General features: G+C 72.1%; 19 protein-coding genes. 10 read left to right on the plus strand and 9 right to left on the minus strand.

Annotated features, from left to right (window positions below):
* The first annotated feature begins 37 nt into the window (after nucleotides 1–37).
* Both ABEB28_RS02695 and ABEB28_RS02700 read left to right on the plus strand, forming a co-directional pair.
* Nucleotides 38–265 carry a hypothetical protein gene (locus tag ABEB28_RS02695; RefSeq protein ID WP_345726331.1) on the plus strand — a complete coding sequence of 76 codons (228 nt, stop codon included), beginning with the start codon at nucleotides 38–40 and terminating at the stop codon, nucleotides 263–265.
* 133 nt (nucleotides 266–398) lie between these two features.
* Complete coding sequence (locus ABEB28_RS02700) at nucleotides 399–983, plus strand: DUF6318 family protein (protein WP_345726332.1); 585 nt, start codon at nucleotides 399–401, stop codon at nucleotides 981–983.
* Here the strand turns inward: ABEB28_RS02700 and ABEB28_RS02705 are convergent, their stop codons facing one another.
* Both ABEB28_RS02705 and ABEB28_RS02710 read right to left on the minus strand, forming a co-directional pair.
* On the minus strand, nucleotides 984–3,221 hold the full coding sequence (locus ABEB28_RS02705) for an arylsulfatase (protein ID WP_345726333.1): 2,238 nt from the start codon (nucleotides 3,219–3,221) through the stop codon (nucleotides 984–986).
* On the minus strand, nucleotides 3,218–4,129 hold the full coding sequence (locus ABEB28_RS02710) for a bile acid:sodium symporter family protein (RefSeq protein ID WP_345726334.1): 912 nt from the start codon (nucleotides 4,127–4,129) through the stop codon (nucleotides 3,218–3,220). The genes ABEB28_RS02705 and ABEB28_RS02710 overlap by 4 nt, the downstream gene beginning before the upstream one ends.
* A 65-nt stretch (nucleotides 4,130–4,194) precedes the next feature.
* On the opposite strand from ABEB28_RS02710, the gene ABEB28_RS02715 reads away from it, so the two are divergent.
* The 3 genes from ABEB28_RS02715 (at nucleotide 4,195) to gap (ending at nucleotide 7,982) form a co-directional block, all read left to right on the plus strand.
* Entirely contained in the window at nucleotides 4,195–4,785 is a 591-nt protein-coding gene (locus ABEB28_RS02715) for a TetR/AcrR family transcriptional regulator (RefSeq protein WP_345726335.1), read from the plus strand.
* Between the two features lie 546 nt (nucleotides 4,786–5,331).
* Nucleotides 5,332–6,288 carry a GlxA family transcriptional regulator gene (locus tag ABEB28_RS02720; RefSeq protein ID WP_345726350.1) on the plus strand — a complete coding sequence of 319 codons (957 nt, stop codon included), beginning with the start codon at nucleotides 5,332–5,334 and terminating at the stop codon, nucleotides 6,286–6,288.
* 695 nt (nucleotides 6,289–6,983) lie between these two features.
* Complete coding sequence (gene gap / locus ABEB28_RS02725) at nucleotides 6,984–7,982, plus strand: type I glyceraldehyde-3-phosphate dehydrogenase (RefSeq protein WP_345726336.1); 999 nt, start codon at nucleotides 6,984–6,986, stop codon at nucleotides 7,980–7,982.
* A gap of 133 nt (nucleotides 7,983–8,115) precedes the next feature.
* Here gap and ABEB28_RS02730 read toward each other — a convergent pair whose 3' ends face one another.
* The 3 genes from ABEB28_RS02730 to ABEB28_RS02740 are packed head-to-tail and all read right to left on the minus strand — an operon-like array spanning nucleotide 8,116 to nucleotide 10,615.
* Nucleotides 8,116–9,396: an MFS transporter gene (locus tag ABEB28_RS02730; RefSeq protein ID WP_345726337.1), complete on the minus strand. Its 1,281-nt coding sequence runs from the start codon at nucleotides 9,394–9,396 to the stop codon at nucleotides 8,116–8,118.
* Nucleotides 9,397–9,417: 21 nt separating this feature from the next.
* Nucleotides 9,418–10,005 (minus strand): TetR/AcrR family transcriptional regulator, encoded by a 588-nt coding sequence (locus ABEB28_RS02735; protein WP_345726351.1) that lies wholly within the window; start codon nucleotides 10,003–10,005, stop codon nucleotides 9,418–9,420.
* 19 nt (nucleotides 10,006–10,024) lie between these two features.
* A complete protein-coding gene (locus ABEB28_RS02740; protein WP_345726338.1) occupies nucleotides 10,025–10,615 on the minus strand; it encodes a sugar O-acetyltransferase in 591 nt (196 codons plus the stop codon).
* Between the two features lie 61 nt (nucleotides 10,616–10,676).
* Here ABEB28_RS02740 and ABEB28_RS02745 point away from each other — a divergent pair, with 61 nt between their 5' ends.
* The 5 genes from ABEB28_RS02745 to ABEB28_RS02765 all read left to right on the plus strand — a co-directional run bounded on the left by ABEB28_RS02745 (nucleotide 10,677) and on the right by ABEB28_RS02765 (nucleotide 15,740).
* Nucleotides 10,677–11,603: an enoyl-CoA hydratase-related protein gene (locus ABEB28_RS02745; protein WP_345726339.1), complete on the plus strand. Its 927-nt coding sequence runs from the start codon at nucleotides 10,677–10,679 to the stop codon at nucleotides 11,601–11,603.
* 187 nt (nucleotides 11,604–11,790) lie between these two features.
* A complete protein-coding gene (locus ABEB28_RS02750; RefSeq protein WP_345726340.1) occupies nucleotides 11,791–12,828 on the plus strand; it encodes an iron-siderophore ABC transporter substrate-binding protein in 1,038 nt (345 codons plus the stop codon).
* A gap of 64 nt (nucleotides 12,829–12,892) precedes the next feature.
* Nucleotides 12,893–13,867: a FecCD family ABC transporter permease gene (locus tag ABEB28_RS02755; protein ID WP_425558908.1), complete on the plus strand. Its 975-nt coding sequence runs from the start codon at nucleotides 12,893–12,895 to the stop codon at nucleotides 13,865–13,867.
* A complete protein-coding gene (locus ABEB28_RS02760) occupies nucleotides 13,864–14,892 on the plus strand; it encodes a FecCD family ABC transporter permease (protein WP_345726341.1) in 1,029 nt (342 codons plus the stop codon). The genes ABEB28_RS02755 and ABEB28_RS02760 overlap by 4 nt, the downstream gene beginning before the upstream one ends.
* Nucleotides 14,893–14,924: 32 nt before the next feature.
* Nucleotides 14,925–15,740 carry an ABC transporter ATP-binding protein gene (locus ABEB28_RS02765; RefSeq protein WP_345726342.1) on the plus strand — a complete coding sequence of 272 codons (816 nt, stop codon included), beginning with the start codon at nucleotides 14,925–14,927 and terminating at the stop codon, nucleotides 15,738–15,740.
* 37 nt (nucleotides 15,741–15,777) lie between these two features.
* On the opposite strand, the gene ABEB28_RS02770 is transcribed toward ABEB28_RS02765, so the two are convergent.
* From ABEB28_RS02770 to ABEB28_RS02785, 4 genes are all read right to left on the minus strand, one after another.
* The gene (locus tag ABEB28_RS02770; protein WP_345726343.1) at nucleotides 15,778–16,362 is read right to left on the minus strand and encodes a YdeI/OmpD-associated family protein; all 585 of its coding nucleotides are present in this window, start codon (nucleotides 16,360–16,362) and stop codon (nucleotides 15,778–15,780) included.
* Between the two features lie 39 nt (nucleotides 16,363–16,401).
* Complete coding sequence (locus ABEB28_RS02775; RefSeq protein ID WP_345726344.1) at nucleotides 16,402–16,941, minus strand: HtaA domain-containing protein; 540 nt, start codon at nucleotides 16,939–16,941, stop codon at nucleotides 16,402–16,404.
* A 61-nt stretch (nucleotides 16,942–17,002) separates the two neighbouring features.
* Nucleotides 17,003–17,824: a methyltransferase domain-containing protein gene (locus ABEB28_RS02780; protein WP_345726345.1), complete on the minus strand. Its 822-nt coding sequence runs from the start codon at nucleotides 17,822–17,824 to the stop codon at nucleotides 17,003–17,005.
* A gap of 137 nt (nucleotides 17,825–17,961) precedes the next feature.
* A partial coding sequence (locus ABEB28_RS02785; protein WP_345726346.1) for a hypothetical protein occupies nucleotides 17,962–18,174 on the minus strand: 213 nt, incomplete at its 5' end.

Raw genomic sequence — 18,174 nt, forward strand, 5'->3', positions numbered from 1 at the left:
CCGGCAGCGCGGCTGGCTGCCGAACGGCCAGTACAACGTGGCGCTGCTGGAGCAGTACAACGGCTCGAAGATCTGGGGCACGGTGTTCCGCCTGTCCGACAAGGCCTGCAAGCCCGGGAGCAAGACCAAGCGCACCGAGCTGTTCATCCACAGTGAAATGACCCGGCGCCACCGTCCCGCGCTACAAGCTGGTGTGGCAGGACAGTCCTGGCTTGTGGCGGTCCGTGCCGAACTTCACCAGCGTCAACGTCAAGCTCTGACCTGATCCTGTCCACCGGTGCCGGCGCCCCGCTCGGGGCATCGGCACCGCCGTACGCGAGGGCCGCCGTCGGCGGTCGTTGTGCAGCACTCTCCGCAGACGACCGCCTACTCCTCGTCGGTCTGGTTAGCCTGAAGAGATGACCGGGGAGTGGTACCGCATGACTCGCGCTGCCCAGATGGTCGCCCTCGCGGCGCTGACCGTGGTGACGTTGGCAGGATGCGGCGGCGCCGAGCCGGAGTCCGGCTCGATCGCCGACGAGGTGCCGACGACGTCGAGCGCACCACCGACACCCCCGGCGCTGCGGCCCGCCGCCAAGCGGCACGACCGCGAGGGCGCCGCGGAGTTCGCTCGCTACTGGTTCGCGCTCCTCGGCTACAGCTTCCGGACCGGTGACGCGGCGCCCCTCCGCCAGGCCAGCGACCGCGACTGCGCGGTCTGCAATCAGGCGCTCACGATCATCCGTGACGGTTACACCGGTGGCGCCTCCCTGGAGGGCGGTAGGTACACCGTCCGGGAGGCGCGTGCCCTCGAGACGTCCGGCAGCGTGGCGCTCACCGTCGTGGTGACCTACGACCGCACACCCCGGAGCCGCACGACCCCGCTGGGTGGGTCGACGAAGGAGCTGGACGGCGCCGGCTACGCCGACTGCGATCTCCGGCTGCGGTGGACCGGCTCGGCGTGGAAGGTCAACGGGGTCGACGCCACCGAGCCCGTCGTCTGATCAGTCGGCGTGCAGCGCGCCGCGGACGTCGATCGTGGACTCGACCGGCACGGGCGCCGGTGCCTGGAGCCGCACCGAGTGCAGCCGGCCGTTCCACGGGAACGGCGTCCGGTAGCGCCGGGACACCGGCAGCCCGGCGTCGTCGCCGAGACGGAGACCCGCGCCGCCGTGCTGGACGGTCGGCAGCAGCCCACCGCGGAAGGGCAGCTCGCCGACCACGGTGTCGTCACCGTGCCGCAGCTGGATCGCGCGGTCCGGCACGATGCTGACGCCGAGCGACGACCGCCCCGGGGGAACGGGCTCCGCGGCGGTGACCTCGAACAGCTCACCGGCCCGGGAGTAGCTGAACGTGAGCAGGCCGTCGACCACGAACAGCGCGAACCCGCCGTTCCAGTCGCCGATCGCTGCCAGGACGCCCGCCGGGTCCGGGCCCGCCTCGACGTCGGCAGTCAGCCGGAAGCCGCCGAGCAGGAGCGGCAGTGCCTCGTCGCTGATCGGACTCCCGCCGGGCAGGTACGTGCGGTCCTTCCCCGGGGGCCAGACCGGCCAGATCAGGCTGCCGAACCGGTCGACGAGTTTGTCGTAGAGCGGCAGCACGTGGTTGCGTTCCGCCTCCTCCGCCCAGCGCTGCTCCAGCCCGGCCACCACCTCCGGATGGTCGGAGGCGACGTCGGTGGATTCGGAGAAGTCGGTGGTGAGGTCGTAGAGCGCCCAGTGGTCCTGCGCCAGGTCCCGGCTGCCGGTGAGCAGCTGCTCCTCGTCGTGGACCCCGGTGGAGACGTGGTTCGTCGTCGCCTTCCAGGTGTCGTGGATGATCGAGCGCGAGCCGATCATCTCGAAGTACTGGGTGTCGCGCGGTGACGGTGCGGCCGGATCATGAAAGCTGTCGCGGAAGCTGGCGCCGTCGATCCGCTGCTGGGCGACCCCGTCGACGACCTCGGGCGCGGGACGGCCGATCGCGTCGAGCAGCGTCGGGAAGACGTCGTTGACGTGCACGATCGGGTCACTGACCCGGCCTGCGCCGCGGATCCCGGCGGGCCAGCGGACGACGAGCGGGGTCCGGGTCCCGCCCAGCCAGGTGTACCGCTTCCAGAGCCGGAACGGGGTGTTGCCCGCCCACGCCCAGCCCCACGAGTAGTGGGTGTAGGTCTCCGGACCGCCCCAGTCGTCGTAATGCTCCAGGTTGTCGGCGAGGGACTCCGGGATGCCCGCGGTGAAGCGGTGCTCGTTGACGCTGCCGTCGACGCCGCCCTCGGCGCTGGCCCCGTTGTCGGAGAAGAGCAGGACGATCGTGTTCTCGGCATCGCCGGTCTCGTCCAGGTGGTCGAGCAGCCGCCCGATCTGCGCGTCGGTGTGCGTCAGGAAGCCGGCGAAGACCTCCTGCTGCCGCGCGTACATCCGGCGCTGGTCGGCGTCGAGGCTCGCCCACTCCGCGACCCAGGTCGGCCGCGGGGTGAGGACCGTCCCGTCCGGTACTACACCGGAGGCGACCTGCTTGGCGAAGATCTGCCGGCGCCACTCGTCCCAGCCCTGGTCGAAGCGTCCCCGGTACGGCTCTACCCACTCCGGCGTGACGTGGTGCGGTGAGTGCATCGCGCCGAGCGCGTAGTAGAGGAAGAACGGCTTGCCCGGTGCGGCGTGCCGGTGGTCGGTCAGGAACCGGATCGCCTGGTCGGTGAGGTCCTCGGTCAGGTGGTAACCCTGCTCCGGCGTGGCCGGGGGATCGACGAACTGGTTGTCCCGGACCAGGTTCGGCGCGTAGTGGTTCGCGTCGCCGTGCAGGAACCCGTAGTAGCGCTCGAAGCCCAGCCCGAGCGGCCAGTGGCTGAACGGGCCGGCCGCCGTGCGCTCGAACCGCGGCACCAGGTGCCACTTGCCGACCGCGATCGTGCCGTAGCCGGCGTCGCGGAGGATGCGCGGCAGGGTCGCCGCCGAGCGGGGGATCCGGCCGGTGTAGCCGGGGTGGTCCAGCGGGATGTCGGTGAGGAACCCCATCCCGACCGCGTGGTGGTTGCGTCCGGTCAGGAACGACGCGCGCGACGGCGAGCACAGCGCGGTGACGTGGAAGCGGTTGTACCGCAGGCCGTCGGCGGCGAGCCGGTCGATGTGCGGCGTCGCGATGTCCGAGCCGTAGCAGCCGAGCTGGGCGAACCCGGTGTCGTCGAGCACGATCGCGATCACGTTGGGCGCACCGGCGCGCGGCCGGTCGGCCATCCGGAAGACGGGCTCTGCGGTCATGGGGGTCCTTCCGGGTTCGGCGCAGGGGGACTCGGCGCGGGCCGGGCTGATGCCGGCCCGGCTGATGCCGGCCGGGACAGGCGGCGGACGAGGAGACCGGCGACTGCGGCGAGGACCAGGATCGTCAAGCCGTAGATCGACGGGGGAATGGTCATCGCGAAGCTGTTGAGCAGGCCGGCCGCGATGCTGATCGCGATCGCCGCGTTGTGGAAGCCGATCTCCATGCAGGCCGCGACCGCGACACGATGCGGCGCGCGGGTCAGCCGGCCCGCGAGGTACCCGGTGGCGAGGCTGGCCGTGGCGAACAGGACGGCCGCGGGTAACACGGTGCCGACCGACTCCACCAGCAGGTCGAAGTAGAGGCCGAAACCCGACGCGATGAGCGCCACGAGCGCGACCACGGCGACGACGCGGAACACCGGCTCCGCGCGGGCCGCGAGGCGGGGTGCCTTCGCCCGGACCAGCATGCCCAGCGCGATCGGAACCAGGACCACGCCCATCACCGTCAACACCTCGGAGAAGTGGAGGCCGACCCCGTCGCGCCTGCCGAGGAAGTGCTGAACCGCCAGGGCGGTGACGATCGGCAGCGTGACGACCGAGAGCACCGAGTTGATCGCCGCCAGCGTGAGGTTGAATGCCACGTCGCCGCCGAACAGGTGCGAGTAGACACCCGCCATCGGTCCGCCGGGTGCGGCCGACAGCAGCATCAAGCCCATCGCCGACACCGGCGGCAGGTCCAGCACCGTGACGATCGCGAAGCAGACGACGGGCAGCGCCAGCAACTGGCACGCGAGCGCAACGGCGATCGTGCGCCGGTACTGTCCGACCCGCCGGAAGTCACCGATCGTGAGGCTCAGCCCGAGGCCGACCATCAAAATCGCGACGATGAGCAGGGCGGCTCCGGTCACCGACCGACCTCCCCACTTGCGGCAGCCGAGTTAAGACAGGTTGTCTTAGAGCTTAGGAAAAGGCAATGGGTACGAAGGAAGAGATCCTCGTCGCGGCCGAGCGGATGTTCGCCGAGCACGGGTTCGAGGTGTCTCTGCGCGAGATCGGGGCGGCGGCCGGCCAGCGCAACAACTCGGCCGTGCAGTACCACTTCGGCGACAAGGCCGGCTTGGTCCGAGCGCTGTACGAGTACCGGATGACCCCGCTCGACCGGCGCCGCCGCGAGCTCCTGGGAGCGATCGCCGCCACCGGCCGGAACGATGACCTGTCGGCGCTGGTCGACGCCTATGTGACGCCGCTCGCCGAGCACCTGCTCGCACATCGCGGCGCCAGCTGGTACGCCCGGTTCATCAGCCGGTTCGTCCTCTCCGGCCGCTACCGCGACTGGCCGTTCGCGGGAGAGCACTACGCGGGGATGCGGCAGGTGTTCGATCTGGTCGCGGTGCGCCTCCCCGAGCTCACCGACGAGCGGCTACGGGTGGCGAACCTGCACGTCGTGATCGTGCTGGCCGACCTCGAGCAGCGCCTCGACGACGAGAAGTTCGACGCCGCCGACGCTGCGGCGGCGCTCGCCGAACTCCGGGTCACGACCCGCGCGGTACTGACCGCGGTGTAGACACTCCAGTGTGGACGCCATCGACGAACTGGTCGAATGCCTCCGTCGCGGCGGTCCTGTTACGGCGCCGCGGGGCGGTCGGTCGACGCGAGGGCGTGGGCCGTGGCACCACCGTACGAGTGGACCGGGAGCCCGGAGTTACGCACGGCCGGCCGCCGCTTCGCGTCCGTGCCGGAAGCGGACGTCGAGCGGGTGGCGGCACTCGTCAACGACTGGGCGGCACCGCACGCCCCCGTGCTGCTCGGATCCGGCGCGCCGGTGGCCTACGGCCCGGTCACCGTGGAGCGCGACGCGCTGCTCATCGACGGCGAGCCGGCGCCCTGGGCCGCGGTGCGCGAGCCGGTCGGTACCGACGACACGCTGTCGCTGTTCACGACCGGCCGGAAGCCGGTGCGGCTGCGGGGGCGGGACGCTCCGCACGAACGGACGCTGCTGGAGCTCATCCGCGAGCAACGCCGAGGCGAGAGCGCTGTCGGGGTCCAGCGACCATCAACCGGTCGGCTACCACTCCGAACGGCGCATTCAGCCAGCGCATACGCTGGTCAGGTGCCACGAACTCGCCTCCGTCGGGTGGCCGTGCTCGTGCTGGAGGGGGCCAAGCCGCTCGACGTCGGCATCCCCGCGCAGGTGTTCACGACCCGGGCGAGCATGCCGTACGAGGTGCGGGTCTGCGGCGTCGCTCCGGGCCTGGTAACCGGGGGCGACGGACTGTCCTACCACGTCGCGGACGGCCTCGACGCGCTGGCGTGGGCCGACATCGTCTTCGTTCCCGGCTACCGCGTCCCGGATCGCACGGCCCCGCCGCCGGCCGTCGTCGACGCGCTGATCGCGGCCGGTGACCGGGGCGCCCGGCTCGCCGCGATCTCGACCGGTGCGTTCGCGCTGGCCGCCACCGGTCTGCTCGACGGCCGGCGCGCGACCACGCATTGGCATTACACGCGGGCCCTCGCCGCGCAGTACCCCCTCGTCCGGGTCGACGAAAACGTGCTCTTCGTCGACGAGGGCAGTGTGCTGACGTCGGCCGGTGCCGCCTCCGGCATCGACCTGTGCCTACACATCCTGCGCGCCGACCTCGGGGTGGCGGTGTCCAACCACGCCGCCCGGCGGCTCGTCGCGGCGCCCTACCGCAGCGGCGGCCAGGCGCAGTACGTCCCGCGCAGCGTGCCCGAGCCGCTCGGCGAGCAGTTCGCCGCCACCCGCGAGTGGGCGCTGCGCCACCTCGGCGAGCCACTGACCCTGGACGCGCTCGCCCGGCACGCGGCGGTGTCCCCGCGGACGTTCTCCCGGCGCTTCGTCGAGGACACCGGCTACACGCCGATGCAGTGGGTGATGCGGGCGCGTGTCGACCTCGCCCGTGAGCTGCTCGAGCGGTCGGAGCGCAGCGTCGAGCAGATCGCCGCCGACGTGGGGCTGGGCACCGGCGCGAACCTTCGGCTGCACTTCCAGCGCATCCTCGGCACCACACCGAGCGAGTACCGCCGGACCTTCTCCCGGGGCGAGTAGGGCGGCCTCGGAACGGCGGGTTTCCCGGAAGATCGTCTGTGTGGGGGCCGGTGAACTCCGCCGGTGGTGGCAACGCCTCCGGAGCGGACGCCCGGCGACCGCGGGGATGCCGCCGCCTCGGCGGTGGGCACCCGCCCGGCGCGACGCCGGTGCTCGGCACGCGCCGTGGATGACTAGCGGTCGCGGGGCTGGTTGTCGCCGTTTCCGGGTGCCGCCGAGGTGGCTGTCGCCGTTCCCGTGCCATGGTCCGGAATGCGCGACAACGACTTCCCGCGCGGCCCCGAAAGCGCGACAACCACCCGGCGTTTCACCCGGAGAGCGCGACAACGAACCGAGCCGCTGCCCGGAGAGCGCGACAACCACCCGGCGCCGCGCGAACGGTGCGCGAACCATCAGCGGCGCCGCCCGACGACTACCTGTGCCGAGCAGCCGGCCGCCCCGTTGCCACGGCCGATCGACGATGGAGGGCGTCGCGGGGTGGGTTTCCCCGAAAAGCCACTTCTGCGGGGGTGCCGAGCGGTGGGTTTCCCGAAAGACCACCTCTGTGGGGGGCGCCGAGGGGTGAGTTCCCCGAAAAGGCGTCGCCGGGCGCGGAGCACAGCGGTGGCGAGATCCTTTTGAACGGTGGCGCTCGCGCCACTGCCGCGTGCGGTCCGCGCGACCGAGGCTGGTGGGGGCACGGAAGGGAGCCACACATGACGCGCATCGCCATCAACGGATTCGGCCGCATCGGACGCAACGTGCTCCGGGCGCTGGTCGAACGGGACAGCAAGCTGGAGGTCGTCGCGATCAACGACCTCACCGAGCCGGCTGCGCTCGCCCGGCTGCTCGCCTACGACACGACGGCCGGTCGGCTCGGGCGCCCGGTCACCGCCGACGGCGACGCGATCGTGGTCGACGGCCGCCGGATCACAGTGCTCGCCGAGCGTGACCCGGCCCTGCTGCCGTGGGCCGAGCTCGGCATCGACGTGGTGCTCGAGGCGACCGGCCGCTTCACGTCGGCGAAGGCGGCGCGGGCCCACCTGGACGCGGGCGCGGCGAAGGTGCTCGTCGGCGCGCCGTCGGACGGCGCCGACGTCACGCTCGCGTTCGGGGTCAACACCGACGCCTACGACCCGGCCGCGCACACGATCGTCTCGAACGCCTCCTGCACGACCAACGCGCTCGCGCCGCTGGCCGCGGTGCTCCACCGGCTCGCCGGGATCGAGCACGGCTTCATGACGACGGTGCACGCGTACACCCAGGAGCAGAACCTCCAGGACGGTCCGCACCGGGACGCCCGCCGGGCCCGCGCCGCCGCGGTCAACATCGTGCCGACCACCACCGGCGCCGCCAAGGCGATCGGCCTGGTGCTGCCGGAGCTCGACGGCAAGCTGTCCGGGGACTCGATCCGCGTCCCGGTTCCGGTGGGCTCGATCGTGGAACTCAACACGACCGTGGTCCGGAACGTGACCCGCGACGAGGTGCTGGCGGCCTACCGTGCCGCGGCCGACGGGGAGCTCGCCGGCGTCCTGGAGTACTCCGAGGACCCGCTCGTCTCGTCCGACATCACCGGCAACCCGGCTTCGTCGATCTTCGACTCGGCGCTCACCCGTGTCGACGGCCGCCACGTCAAGGTGGTGGCCTGGTACGACAACGAGTGGGGCTTCTCGAACCGCGTCATCGACACGCTGGAGCTGCTGGCCACGCGCTGAGCCGCGGGGCCGCTGAGCCGCGGGGCCGCTGAGCCGCGGGGCCGCTGAGCCGCGGGGCCGCGGGGCCGCTGAGCCGCGGGGCCGCGGGGCCGCGGGGCCGACCGGGGCGGTGGAGGCCCCGGTCGGCCGGGCTTCACCCGCGGGTGGCCGGGTTGACCAGCACCCGTCCGCAGACGACGGTGAGCACTCCGGCGACGACGACGCTGAGTAGCCCGACGCGGAGGCTGGTGAGGTCGGCGACGAACCCCACCAGCGGCGGGGAGAGCAGGAACCCGCCCCGCAGCAGCCAGCTGACGACCGTGAGGCCGGTGCCGGGGGAGAGCCCGGGGAGTTCGTCGGCCGTGTGCATGGCGGCGGGCACCAGCGTGGCGACACCGAGCCCGGCCAGGGCGAACCCGGCGAGCGTCGTGGGCACCGACGGCACGGCGAGCGCGAGGCCCATGCCGACGGCGGCGAGGAGGCCACCGGCGCGGACGACCGTGCGCTGGCCGAACCGGTCGACGATCCGGTCGCCGGTGAGCCGTCCGGCGGTCATCGCGACCTGCAGGGCGACGAACGCGAGCCCGGCCACCGCGGCGCCTGTGTGCAGGTTCCCGCTGAGGTAGAGCGCACCCCACGAGGCTCCGGCGTCCTCGACGAGCGCCCCGCAGGCGGCGAGGAGCCCGAGCACGGCGAGCAGCCGGACGGCCAGCCGGGCGGCGGTCGGTCGCGCCGCCGGGATCTCGGCGCCCGCCGGCCGGTCGACGGGGCCGTCGCCGTCGCCGTCGCGCTCGGCACCCCGCCCGGCGTCGCGCCCGACACTCCGCTCGGCTTCCTCCGGGCCGGGGAGCAGGAACCGGTACGCGAGCACCGCGATCAGGCCGAACAGCACGGCGGAGACCGCAAGGTGCACCGCGAGTGGCGTGTCGAGCCCGGCGGCCACGGAGCCCATCAAGCCGCCGAGGACGGCGCCGATGCTCCACAGTCCGTGGAACGAGTTGACGATGGACCGGCGGTAGAGACGCTGGACCCGCAGCCCGTGGGCGTTCTGGGCGACGTCGACGATCGCGTCGAGGGCACCGACGGCGCCGAGGACCGCGGCGAAGGCGATCCAGTTCGGAGCGACCGGGATCAGCAGCGTCGCGGCGGCGAGCGCCACGATGCCGAAGCCGGCGACCCGGGCGGAGCCGAATCGGCGGATCGCGGCGGCGGCCAGCAGCCCGGCCAGCAGCGCGCCGAGCGGCATCGCGGCCAGCGCGGTGCCGAGCACCGCGTTGGTGACGCCCAGCTCGGCCTTGATCTGGGGGTAGCGCGGGACGACGTTGGCGAACAGGGCGCCGTTGGTGAGGAAGAGCGCGGCGACCGCGAGGCGGGCCCGGCGGGCCTGTCGGGAGGGCGCGGCCGGTGCGGTGACCGGAACGGTCTGGGCAGACACGGGAATCTCCGAGCGGGTTGTTCAGCGCAGGTAACGCTCGATGGCGTGGCGGATCTGCGCGGGGGTCATCGGATCGGTGGAGAGCGCGCTGTGCAGGACCAGACCCTCGATCAGCGCGTCGAGCTCGCGGGCGGTGGTGGGGTCGAAGTGCTGTTCCAGCGCGTCGCGGCTGCGTTGCATCCAGGCCTGGGTGACCGCGCGCAGCGCGGGGTTGCGGGCCGCCGCCACGTAGAGCTCGACGGTCAGCACGAGGTTCGCGGACGGGCCGAGCAGATCGTCGGTGACCAGCGTGATCACGGCGTCGATCGCCGCGGCGCGGTCGAAGGCGGCGGTCAGCCGCTGGTCGAAGACGGCGGCGATGGCCTCGGCGTGCCGGGTGAACGCCTCCGCGAGGATCTCGTCGAGCGAGGCGAAGTGGTAGGTCATCGAGCCCAGCGGGACGTCGGCGGCCCGGGCGATCTCGCGGTGGGTGGTTCCGGCCACGCCGCGCTCGGCGATGACGGTCAGCGCGGCGTCGATCAGCCGGTCGCGCCGCCCTGGGTCGTGCCGCCGGGCCCGCCGTGGACTCCGGACCGGTGAGCCCGGCTCCGGCTGCCGTGGACCGGGCAGCCGGTCCGCGGTCGTCTCGTCACTCACCCGCGGCGCCGTCGAGATAGCGGATCGGACGCGCCGGGTTACCTACCGCGACCACGTTCGCCGGCAGGTCGCGGGTGACGACCGCCCCGGCGCCGACCACGGTGTTCTCGCCGATCGTGACCCCGGGCAGCACGACGACCCCGCCACCGAGCCAGACGTTGTCGCCGATCGTGATCGGCTGCGCCGCCTCCCACTTCGCGCGCCGCGGCTGCGCCTCGACCGGGTGGGTGGGCGTCAGCAACTGCACGTTCGGACCGATCTGGACGTCGTCCCCGATGACGATCGGCGCGACGTCCAGTGCGACCAGCCCGAAGTTCGCGAACGTGCGGGCGCCGATGCGGAGGTGGCAGCCGTAGTCCACGCGCAGCGGTGGCCGGATCTCGGTGTCCTCGCCGACCGCGCCCAGCAGCTCGGTGAGCAGCCGCCGGCGCTCGTCGGGCTGCCGCGCGGACGTCGCGTTGTACGCGTCCATCAGGTCCAACGCCCGCAGGCTCGCCTCGGCCAGCTCCGGATCGTCGGCGAGGTAGAGGTCGCCGGCGAGCATCCGCTCACGCATCGAGCGGGAGTCCGCGTTGATCGTCATATGTACGATCGTACACAGCATAAGTACATCCGTACATAGCGACGATCGTTAGGCTGCCGCCATGGCTGACGACCCCATGCCGACAGACGACGCAGCAACGCCAGGAACCTCGTCCGGTTTCGAGACGGTCGCGCTGGCCGTCGAGGACCGGATCGCCACGATCACCCTCGACCGGCCGGAGCGCCTCAACGCGTTCACCCCGCGGATGGCCGGCGAACTCGTGGCGGCGTTCGACGCGACCGATGCCGATGACGACGTACGCGCGGTGATCGTGACCGGGCGGGGCCGGGCGTTCTGCGCCGGCGCGGACCTGGCCGCGGGCGCCGAGACGTTCGACTACGGCCGCGCACCGGAGCGGGCGGAGACGATCGACGGAGCGCCGCGTGACCTCGGTGGCGTGGTGGCGCTGCGGATCGGTGCGTCGCGGAAGCCGGTGATCGCCGCGGTCAACGGACCGGCCGTCGGGGTGGGTGCCACGATGACGCTGCCGATGGACATCCGGCTCGCCGCCGAGTCGGCGCGGTTCGGGTTCGTGTTCGCGCGCCGAGGGCTGGTGCCGGAAGCGGCGTCGAGCTGGTTCCTGCCCCGGGTGGTCGGGATCTCGCAGGCGATGGAGTGGGTCGCCACCGGCCGGGTCTTCCCGGCCGCGGAGGCGCTCGCCGGGCGGTTGGTGTCCCGAGTGGTGCCCGACGCCGAGCTGCTACCGGCCGCGCGGGCGATCGCCACCGAGATCGCCGAGAACACGTCGGCGGTGTCGGTGGCCGCCTCCCGGCACCTGCTCTGGTCGATGCTGGGCGCGTCGAGCCCCTGGGAGGCGCATCGGCGCGACTCGCGGTTGATCGCCGAGCTGGGCGCGGGGCCCGAGGCGGTCGAGGGCGTCACGGCGTTCCTGGAGAAGCGTCCGCCGCGGTTCCCCGGATCGGCGCGGGACGCGGTGCCCGGTCTGGTTCCGGAGTGGACGGCCCGCCCCGCCGATCCCGCGCGCTGACGACCCGGCGGCGGCCGGACCGGAAGGAACCGGCCGGCCACCCACGGCGACCGGCGCACGGACCCTGCGTTACGCCTGTGACCTGCGCCATCGCGGTCGGCTCGGAAAGGGTGCGGCGATCCGGGCGGCAGCGAAACCCAGTGTTAGGTCAGCCTTCCCTGCTCTTCGAAACACTGGAGTACCTCCCATGCGCTTACACCGGTTGATGGCCGGGGCCCTTGCGGTGGCCACTGCCGTCGTCCTGACCGCCTGCGGCGGGTCGGAGGAGTCGGAGGACTCCTCGTCCACCGGTGGCTCCGGCGCTTTTCCGGTCACGATCAAGCACGCGCTCGGTACCACGACGATCAAGTCCAAGCCCACCCGCGTGGCGACCGTCAACTGGGAGAACCAGGAGGTGCCGCTCGCTCTCGGCGTCGTCCCGGTCGGCATGGCGAAGGCCAACTTCGGCGACGACGACAAGGACGGCCACCTGCCCTGGGTCAAGTCGAAGCTCGACGAGCTCGGCGGCGACACCGAGCCGGTGCTCTTCGACGAGACCGACGGGATCGACTTCGAGGCCGTCGCGGACACCAAGCCGGACGTCATCCTCGCCGCGTACTCCGGTCTGACCAAGCAGGACTACGAGACGCTGAGCAAGATCGCGCCGACCGTCGCCTACCCCGAGGCGCCGTGGGCCACCGCGTGGCGCGACACGATCAAGCTGGAGAGCCAGGCGCTCGGCCTCTCCGACGAGGGCGACAAGATGATCGCCGACATCGAGAAGCAGATCAAGACCACGGTCGGGAAGCACCCGGCGCTGGCCGGCAAGTCGGCGATGTTCATCACCCACATCGACCCGGCCGACCTGAGCAAGATCACGTTCTACACCGCGAACGACACCCGGGTGCAGTTCTTCACCGACCTGGGCCTCGAGCACTCGGCGGCGGTCACGAAGGCGTCGGAAGGCTCGAAGGAGTTCTCCGGCAGCCTGAGCGCCGAGCAGATCCAGCAGCTGAACGACGTCGACATCATGGTTTCCTACGGGGACGCGGACAACAAGCTGCTCGGCCAGCTGCAGGCCGACCCGCTGCTCGGGAAGATCCCGGCGATCAAGCGCGGTTCGGTGGTGTTCTTCGCCGGTAGCACCCCGCTGGCCACCGCCGCGAACCCGACGCCGCTGTCGATCTCGTACGTCCTGAACGACTACGTGGAGATGTTGGCGGCCGCCGCGGCCAAGGTGAAGTGACCACAAGTACAGCGACGCCGGACGCCGCGGTTCCGCGGCGTCNNGTCCGGCGCCGGTCCGGACCCTGTGGGTCGTCATCGCGGTCGTCGCGCTGGCGGCGGCCGTGCTCGCGTCGGTCGCGATCGGTTCCCGGCAGGTCAGCCTCTCCGACATCCTGAACGCGTTCCAGGGGCAGGACGAGACCCTGGGGGAGGCCGCGGTCACCAAGCGGATTCCCCGCACGGTGCTCGCGGTCGTCGTCGGCGCGGCGCTCGCCATGGCCGGCACGGTCATGCAGGGCGTCACCCGCAACCCCCTCGCCGACCCCGGCATCCTCGGCGTCAACATGGGCGCGGCGCTCGCGATCGTCGTCGGCATCACGATGTTCGGTCTGTCGTCGGTGAACAGCTACGTCTGGGTCGCGATCGCCGGAGCCGGTCTCTCCGCGGTGTTCGTCTACACCGTCGGTTCGCTGGGCCGCGGCGGCGCCACGCCGCTCAAGCTCGCGCTCGCCGGGACCGCGACGACCGTCGCGTTCATCTCGCTCATCCGCGCCTTCATCCTGCCCCGCGGCGACGTGTCCGGCGTGTTCCTGTCCTGGGAGATCGGCGGCGTCGGCGGCGCCTCGTTCGCGAGCATCCGCCAAGTGGCGCCGTTCCTGATCGTCGGTTTTGTCATCGCGCTGGCCGTGGCCCGTCCGCTGAACTCGCTCGCGCTCGGCGACGAACTCGCGACCGGCCTCGGCGAACGCGTCGCGGTGACGCGGGCGCTCTCCGCGATCGGTGCCGTGCTGCTCTGCGCCGCGTCGGTGGCGGCGGCCGGACCGATCATCTTCGTCGGGCTGGTCGCGCCGCACGTCTGCCGTCTGGTCGTCGGCCTCGATCACCGGTGGCTGCTGCCGTTCTCCGGCGTCGTCGGCGCCGTGCTGCTCACCGTCGCCGACGTCCTCGGCCGGGTCGTGGCGCGTCCGGACGAGATCGACGTGGGCATCCTGACGGCGCTGGTCGGCGCTCCGTTCTTCATCTACATCGTCCGGAAGCAGAAGGTGCGCGAGCTGTGAGCACCGTTGTGGCTGTCGCGCGGAGCCGGGGCCGCCGTGCGCTCCGGCGCCGCGCCGCGCTGGCCGTGCTGGTCGCGCTGATCGTCGCCGGGTTCCTGGTGACGCTGACGTCCGGGCGGACCTACTACCCGCTCTCGGACGTCCTCGCCGTGATCCAGGGCGAGACCGTGCCGGGCGCGTCGTTCACGGTCGGCGAGCTCCGGTTACCGCGCGCGGTGCTGGCGGTGCTGACCGGGTTCTGCTTCGGACTCGGCGGTGCCACCTTCCAGACCATGCTGCGCAACGCGCTGGCCAGCCCGGACATCATCGGCATCACCTCCGGCGCCAGCGCCGCGGCGGTGTTCGCGATCGTGACGCTGGGCTTGAGCGAGACCGGGGTGTCGGCGGTCGCGATCGCGGCGGCGCTGGTCGTCGCCGTGGTCATCTATGTGCTCTCGTTCCGGGACGGCGTCGCGGGCACCCGGCTGATCCTGATCGGGATCGGCATCGCCGCGATGCTCAACAGCGCCACGTCCTACCTCCTGTCGCAGGCTGGTCAGTGGGACCTCCAGGAGGCGACCCGCTGGCTGGCAGGCAGCCTGAACAACTCCACCTGGGAGCAGGTCACCCCGGTGGCCGTCGCGCTGGTCGTGCTCGCGCCGGTGCTGCTGTTCCGGGCTCGCAGCCTCCAGATGATGGAGCTGGGTGACGACGCCGCGGCCGCCCTCGGCATCCGCCTGGAGCGCACCCGGTTCGTCGTTCTCGTCGCGGCCGTCGGCCTGATCGCGTTCGCGACCGCCGCGACCGGTCCGATCGCGTTCGTCGCGTTCCTCGCCGGTCCGATCGCGGCCCGGCTGTTCGGGGCGGGCGGGTCGCTCCTGCTGCCCGCCGGGCTGGTCGGTGCGCTGCTCGTCCTCGTCGCGGACTTCGTCGGCCAGTTCGCGTTCGGAACGCGGTACCCGGTCGGGGTCATCACCGGGGTGCTGGGCGCTCCCTACCTCATTTATCTGATCGTCCGGTCGAACCGGGTGGGAGGCTCCCTATGACCACGGATCAGCCGGTGACTCAGGATCGGCCGGTGACGCGTGACCATTCGCTCACCGTCGAGAACCTGGCGCTCGGGTACAAGGACCGGAACGTCATCGAGTCGCTCGACCTGATCGTGCCGCCAGGGAAGATCACCGCGATCGTCGGTGCGAACGCGTGCGGCAAGTCGACACTCCTCCGGTCGATGACCCGCCTGCTCGCGCCGCGCACCGGACACGTTCTGCTCGACGGCAAGGAAGTGCACCGGATCCCGCCCAAAGAGCTGGCGCGGACGCTCGGCCTGCTGCCGCAGTCACCGATCGCTCCGGAGGGCATCACGGTCGCCGACCTGGTGAGCCGCGGGCGCCACCCGCACCAGCGCGTGCTCGCCCGGTGGAGCCGCGAGGACGACCGCGCGGTCGCCGCGGCGCTGGACGCCACCTCCACCGCGGACCTCGCCGACCGGTCCGTCGACGAGCTCTCCGGTGGTCAGCGGCAACGCGTCTGGATCGCGATGGCGCTGGCGCAGCAGACCGACCTGCTGCTGCTCGACGAGCCGACGACGTTCCTCGACGTCAGCCACCAGGTCGAGGTGCTGGACCTGCTCACCGACCTCAACCGGTCACGCGGGACGACGATCGTGATGGTGCTGCACGACCTGAACATGGCCGCGCGCTACGCCGATCACCTCATCGCGCTGGCGGCGGGCCGGCTCCACGCGGCGGGGGAGCCGGCCGACGTCCTGACCGAGGAGTGCGTGCGCGCGGTGTTCGGGCTGGAGAGCCGGGTCATCGTCGATCCGACGTCGAACAAGCCGCTGATGCTTCCGCTCGGCCGGCACCACGTGACCACGACCGCGCAGCCCTGATTCCGGCCCCGGCGCCCGGCCCGTAGAGCCCGGCCGGTCAATGGTTGGCTCGGACGCCCTGGGCGGCGAGCGTGACCGTGCGCTCGATCCGGCGTTGCCGCGTCTCCGGGCGTTTCGCCGTCACGATCCAGGCGAGGATCCGCAGCCGGGAGGAGGGCGGGAACGAGGCGAAGTGCCGGCGGGCGTCGTCGTCGGCGTCGAGGAGCGTCCGGAGGTCCGGCGGGAGCTCCTCGTCCGGGGTGCCGGTGGAGTCCGGGAGGATCTGCCAGGTACCCGTGCGCCGGGCGTGGTCGATCAAGACCTGACCCCGCTCGGTCATCAACCCGCGCGCGATCATGGCTTCGGCGCGCCGCCGGTTGAGCCGGCTCCAGGTGCTCCGCGGATTGCGGGGCGAGAACCGGAGCCGGGAGCTGGTCGCGTCGTGCTTCCGGTGCAAGCCGTCGATCCACCCGAAACACAGCGCGTGCTCGACCGCCTCGGCGTAGCCGAGCCCTGGCGCGCCGCTGTTCCGGTGCGGAAGGACCAGCCAGATCTCCGACGCGGAGCGGCCGTGGTGGTCGAGCCACGCACGCCACTCGGCGGCGGTGTGGACGGTCAGCGTGGTGTCCAGCGCGTGTGTCATGACCTCATCGTCGCGGTCAAAGTGCTCACCGACTGAGCACTATTCCGCGGCGATCGGGCCCGCTTGTCCCTCCGGCGTGACGAGGGGCACGTCGATCCGCAGGTCCTCGAGCTTCTCGCCGGCGGGGTACACCTCGTTGAACAGCTCGACGCCGCCCGCGGCGAGGCGGACGTCCGAGCCCACCCAGCGCTCCACGCCGTCCTCGGCGGGCACCTCGGTCAGCGTGAGCGTCGCCAGGAAGAGCCGCTGCTCGCGGTCGTTCGAGTACGGATCGGCGATGTCGAGCTGAGCCTGGTCACCGCTCAGCACGATCCGCGGGTACGCGATCCGCACCGACAGCATCCCGAAGTGACCGGCGAAACGGACGTCGCCGTTGAACAGCCAGAATCGCTCGGACGAGCCGTCCGGGCCCGGGCGGTGCCCGGTCGCCTCGGGCGCGTAGACGATCTCGTAGTCGCCCACCGGGCGGGCGCCGTTGCTGACGGCGCCCTGCCCGTCGGGCATCCGGCGAATGTAGTCGACGAACGAGTGCTTGATGCCCCAACGCAGGCCGAACATTTCGGACGCAGTCTCAGCCACCCGGTCAGGGTAGTCGGCCGCTGGTGCGTCGGTACGGTGGCTCGGACAGTTCGTGCCCGGCTCAGGCGGGAACCCGGCCCCACGCGCTGGTCAGGCCGATCGAGAGCCATTGGGCGTCCGGATCGCTCGTCGCGCCGATGACCTGCTCGGACTGTTGCGGGGTGAGCAGCCCGGCGTCGATCAGCCGAGGTGCGAGCTGGCTCAGCGTCAGCTGGTAGAACGCGGCCTCGGGGCTGTCGCCGCGCACCAACCGGTAGGTCAGCTCCGCGTCCACGTCGACCAGGCCGGCCGCCCGCAGCGCAGCGGGGAGTTCGAGGCCGTACTCCGGGTCGGCGCCGATCGCGCGGAAACCGCCGGACACGGCGTGGAAGGCCGTGTACATCGCGTCCGCGATCGCCGCCGGACGAGTGACCCTGGCGAAGGCCTGCGTGGCCGGGCCGCCGAACACGACGTCTTCGAGGAGCAGGATGCCGCCCGGCCGGAGCGCGCTCGCGAGCGTGGCGACGACCGCCGCGCGGTCGGCCACGTGCTCGACCAGGGCCCGCGCGTGCACGAGGTCGTACGCGCCGGGCTCGATCGGGTCGGTGGTCACGTCGTGGCGCACGACCTCGACCGGCGGCTGCCCGACGAGGTCGTCGAGGAAACGGGTGTCGCGGTCGGTGGCGGTCACCCGGCCGGAGGGGCCGACGGTCTCGGCGAGCCAGCGCGCGACGCTGCCCGCTCCGGCGCCCGCCTCCAGGCAGCGCCAGCCGTTGGTGACGCCGAGCGACGCCAGGTGCCGGGTAGTGGTGGCGTCGAAGTTCGCGGCAAGACCGGCCTGCCGCGCGCGCTCCTGTTGCCATTGCTGGTCGTAGATGTAGGTATCACGGGGCGTAGTCTCCATGCCGGAGTGTCAACACCGTTCTCCGGCGGACACAACGGCTGTGTCCCCAACGCGACCGACGGGCACGGCAAGCCCGACCGACGGTGCATACGCAGCGGCCGGCCGGTCGGGAACCACCGGCCGGCCGCGTGCGATCCTCAGAGCTTCTGCAGCGCCCCGAACGTCCGGCGGATGTCGGCCAGCGCGCGCAGCTGCGCCTTCGCGGTGCCGTCCGCCTCCATCATCCGGTAGCCGTACTGGTGGCCGTAGCTGTCGGACGGCGTCTTGTACCCGCAGTAGGCCACCGCGAGCTTGACCTGCGGCCACTGCTGCCACGCCAGGTAGAACGACCGGGAGAGGTAGGACGCCGA

Origin of the sequence: Cryptosporangium minutisporangium (assembly GCF_039536245.1) — a bacterium.
Taxonomy (GTDB): domain Bacteria; phylum Actinomycetota; class Actinomycetes; order Mycobacteriales; family Cryptosporangiaceae; genus Cryptosporangium; species Cryptosporangium minutisporangium.

Bases quoted from the DNA above. Each gene is read 5' to 3' on its own strand.
- ABEB28_RS02770 (WP_345726343.1), bottom strand. From the start codon at position 16,362: ATGACACACGCGCTGGACACCACGCTGACCGTCCACACCGCCGCCGAG.
- ABEB28_RS02700 (WP_345726332.1), top strand. From the start codon at position 399: ATGACCGGGGAGTGGTACCGCATGACTCGCGCTGCCCAGATGGTCGCC.
- ABEB28_RS02750 (WP_345726340.1), top strand. From the start codon at position 11,791: ATGCGCTTACACCGGTTGATGGCCGGGGCCCTTGCGGTGGCCACTGCC.
- ABEB28_RS02705 (WP_345726333.1), bottom strand. From the start codon at position 3,221: ATGACCGCAGAGCCCGTCTTCCGGATGGCCGACCGGCCGCGCGCCGGT.
- ABEB28_RS02745 (WP_345726339.1), top strand. From the start codon at position 10,677: ATGGCTGACGACCCCATGCCGACAGACGACGCAGCAACGCCAGGAACC.
- ABEB28_RS02780 (WP_345726345.1), bottom strand. From the start codon at position 17,824: ATGGAGACTACGCCCCGTGATACCTACATCTACGACCAGCAATGGCAA.
- gap (WP_345726336.1), top strand. From the start codon at position 6,984: ATGACGCGCATCGCCATCAACGGATTCGGCCGCATCGGACGCAACGTG.
- ABEB28_RS02740 (WP_345726338.1), bottom strand. From the start codon at position 10,615: ATGACGATCAACGCGGACTCCCGCTCGATGCGTGAGCGGATGCTCGCC.
- ABEB28_RS02715 (WP_345726335.1), top strand. From the start codon at position 4,195: ATGGGTACGAAGGAAGAGATCCTCGTCGCGGCCGAGCGGATGTTCGCC.